The following is a 3,644-nucleotide window of genomic DNA, read 5'->3' on the forward strand; positions in this document are numbered from 1 at the left end:
CGCGTTCAGCATCAGTCAGGTTCAGCGGCGCAAGCTTCGGACCAGGACGAGTCATACAGGAACTGTAAGCCAACCACTGACTCAGCACACTAGGCGCCATCCGCAGCGCCGTGGATGACCTGATCGGACCGCCGAAGGGCGCGACTCGGAGGCCGACGACACCTGACGCGAGCGGTCAACTGGCCCGAGATGCGCGCAGGGCTAGCGTCCGTTCGAACGAATCAGCGGTTTCTCTCGCCTCGCCAATGCACAAGCGATGTCACACCACAAGTGGAGTTCGGCTCACGCGGTTACACCCGATTCGTTGGGTCCTAAGTGGTCTCTCTACGACGATGGGGCTCCCGGCCAGTCCCGGGATTTGTCTGAGGTGCCTCTGCAGGATGTCCTCTCTCTAAGAGACATGTCTCTCAGGCGCGGTGGGTGAAGCCCGTGCGAGGCACGCCGATACTCGGCCTGGATGCGGACCTTGCAGGCCCGTCCCCAGGCCGCCCAGCGGCTGCTGGCGGGCGTACGCAGTCGCTTTAAGTCTCTGCAGATCTACCTGCAGCGCGGCCGCGAGCGCGACCCTAGGCAAGCAGCCCCACCCTGTTCCGCCCAGACAGCGAAACACCTCATTCCGTCCTGCTATTCAGAGGTTCGTTTTCTCCGCGGCCTTGAACCGAGGAGAAACCGAACCTGGCCCCGACAAGAACGGCACCATTACGCCGTAATGAAAGGGGCTCGGCATCCCCCAGATCATCCTGGGGGATGCCGAGCCTCTGCACATTGAGTGTGTAGAGCGTGCTGCGGCTCAGCTGGGCTATTGCGGCGTAATGAAGCCTCCTGGCACGGCGGGAGGTGCTGCCAGGAGCTGGCGTAGGCGGGCTCGGTACTCGGGGCTTGTGCTTGCCATCAGTTCCTGCGCGAACGCTTCGACGTCACCGGTCAACTCAATGTAACGCCTGAGGGCTACCTGACGCTGACCGTGCTGCGAGAGTTTTCCGAACGCGATCTCCATTGCCGCTGCACCGTCAGCCCACGGCATCTTGACCTGCGGCGGCACCGTAGGGGCCGCGTCTTGGACCAGTGCGTCGTCGGTTGGAGGCGGAGGGGCTGCCATGTCGGCGGCGTCTTTCATTACGGCGTAATGACTGGCGGCCGGGGCCGCGTCCTCCGCAGGTGCCAGTGTATTCGTCACGGCCTCGTCAGACCGGGCCGGTGACGGGACCCGCTTCCTTGCCGCCTTCTGGACCTTCAACCTTTCCAAATGCGCGTCCTGCTCTTCAGGCGCCTTGTTCCCAACGCGGCGCAACAGCTCGGCAGGCTCCTCCCCCGACACTAGTTTTGCCTGGAGGTCGGGGGTCAGGCCGAGTAGAGCGAGGCGTTGGGAGACCCAGCCTTGCGAGCGATGCAGTCGGGCTGCAAGCGCGTCCTGCGTGCCCACGACCCGGAGTAGTTGCTGCAGCGCGCGTGCCTCGTCGAGAGGGTCCAGATCTTGTCGGTGAATGTTGGCGACCAGCGCGGACTCCAGGATTTCGTCCGCAGTGCCACCGAGATCCTCATCGATCATCACCTTGATCTCAGTGAGACCAGCTTCGCGAGCTGCTGCCAGGCGAGAGTTGCCGTCGATGGCGACGTACTTCGTCCCATCCTCGAGTTTCTCCGCCATGTCAGGGTTGGCTTCGAGATAGGAGAAGCGGGACATCACTGTGATGGCCTGCTTCTGCTTGTGGTCACGAAGACTTGCAGCTAGATCGCTGAGGTCTCCGAGCGAGCTTCGCGGATTGGCCGGGTTGAGGCTGATCGCGTCCACCGGCAGCTTGACGGGAGGTAGTGCTCCCTCGGTGGGGGCGTTTGTCGCCTCGTTGATGGCTTGGCGTCGGGCGCTGACATTCTGTGTCTGCGCGAATGACATGCCGGTTCCCAGTTTGGATGCCTTGCTACTCATGCGATCTCCCGTGCGAGTGCTCGCAGGGCGACGGCCTGTGAACACTGAGGTGCGTAGGCGAGCAGAGCCTGCTTCACCCGTACTGCTTCTTTCTGTTCCTTGAGGTCGCCGATGATTCCGACCACGCGTGGGTCTCTTATTGCCATCCAGCTATCGAGAGACGAGGTGGCGATGTAGCCGCGGCGTGCGTCGAAGTGATTCACGACGATCCCCAAGTAATCCAGGTCGAGATGCATGTCGGAGCGTAGGTCGTCGATCTGGGTGGTGAGGAGGCCGTAGGCGTCGGCGGAGCTGTCTTCCGCCTGGACAACGACAAGCACGCCGGAGTTTCCAGGCGTCTCACCATCGCGACGGCGGCCGTAGTAGGCGGCGGCATCCATGCTCAGGCCGAGGCTCGGGGGGCAATCGATGATTACAACGTCGTAGTCGGACTCTACTGGTGCCAGGGCTCGTTCCAGTGCTGCTTCGCGAGCTCGGACGCTGGAGAGCTTCACGTCCAGGAGGAAAGCGTCGGTACAGGCCGGGAGTAGATTGAGTCGATCGCCGAAGCGGTCGTCCTCCACGGGCACGATGAGTTCTGCGAGCTTGCCGGTGGCGTCACCAGACATGTGCTTGGTGAGGCTGTCGCCGTCCAGAGGCAGGACTTCGAGCCCGAGCTGCTTGGTGAGGTGTCCTTGCGGGTCGAAGTCGACAAGGAGCACCCGCAGTCCAAGACCTGGAAGCTGTTCTAGGGGAGTCTGCACATTGTCGGAGGGTGTGTCCGCAAGGGCGTGTGCGAAGTGCTTGGACACGCCCACCGGATACAGCGTGTCGGCGTCCTCGGCCAGAGCCTGCCCTGTGCCAGCGGCGACCGCGGTCTTACCCACTCCACCCTTCTGGTTGCAGACAACGACGCGGCGCACAACCGAAGGGCGCGCGATACCCGGTGCCGGATTGGTCTGTAGCCAGAGAGAAACGGACTGCGCGAGACCTTGGATGAGCGACACACCGCGACCGCTGCAGTCTTTTCGGAACTCGTCCCACTGTGCGGGGGGCAGCCAGGTCGAGAAGGACTTGGCCCGGGTTGTGTCGATGGGGGAGAGGTTGGACCCGAGGCCCCGCCAGGCCGTGAGCCCTTCCTCCACCGCATGTTGGATATCGATGCGCCGTTGAGCGGTGCGCACCTTCAACTGTTGCTGGAGTGACGGGGGCAGCTTGGAGACGATCTTCTCCCGGTCCCCTGAGGATGACGAAGACATGAGGACACCTTACTAACAATCAAGCTCTCTTTCATCAGGTACGCGTTACCTGGTTCCTGCTGGTCTCCATTACGCCGTAATGGAGACCAGCAGGAACCAGGGCTGTGAACATGCGACCTCTGCCCGAGCTGGCCGATCCCCCATCTGCATGGCCCCGCAGAGTTGTTCGCCGCTCTCTCTCCCAAGGGAGTTCTTGAGCTCATCAGCTGAATCTCCCTCCCTGAGTGTCCGCTGGTTCACGACGCTTCTCTGCCCCGGCGTCAGCAGCGTGACGACCTGTAGTGCAGCCAACGTCCCACGTTGGTTCATGTGGGTCTCGCCGTCTTCGTCGCATCCTTCAGGTCGTGGAGCATGTGCGGCAGGACAGCAACCTCCTGCCAGGCGGGCTACTGAGCTTGTAGTCGTGGTGTCGTCAGTGTGAGCCCCGTTCCGGTGAGGCAGCCGTCGATGATGTCGCTGCGGTATTGGATCTGGCGGAG

2 protein-coding genes are annotated in these 3,644 nt (G+C 62.6%); both read right to left on the bottom strand.

Going from position 1 to position 3,644, the window contains the following annotated elements; all coding sequences use genetic code 11:
- Positions 1–799: 799 nt before the first annotated feature.
- A complete protein-coding gene (locus tag ACFYP3_RS37220) occupies positions 800–1,927 on the bottom strand; it encodes a ParB/RepB/Spo0J family partition protein (RefSeq protein WP_388842523.1) in 1,128 nt (375 codons plus the stop codon).
- The gene (locus tag ACFYP3_RS37225) at positions 1,924–3,165 is read right to left on the bottom strand and encodes a ParA family protein (protein WP_388842525.1); all 1,242 of its coding nucleotides are present in this window, start codon (positions 3,163–3,165) and stop codon (positions 1,924–1,926) included. Before ACFYP3_RS37225 ends, ACFYP3_RS37220 begins: the two co-directional genes overlap by 4 nt.
- Between the last annotated feature and the right edge of the window lie 479 nt (positions 3,166–3,644).

This window comes from Streptomyces sp. NPDC005533, from assembly GCF_042871845.1.
Lineage (GTDB): Bacteria > Actinomycetota > Actinomycetes > Streptomycetales > Streptomycetaceae > Streptomyces.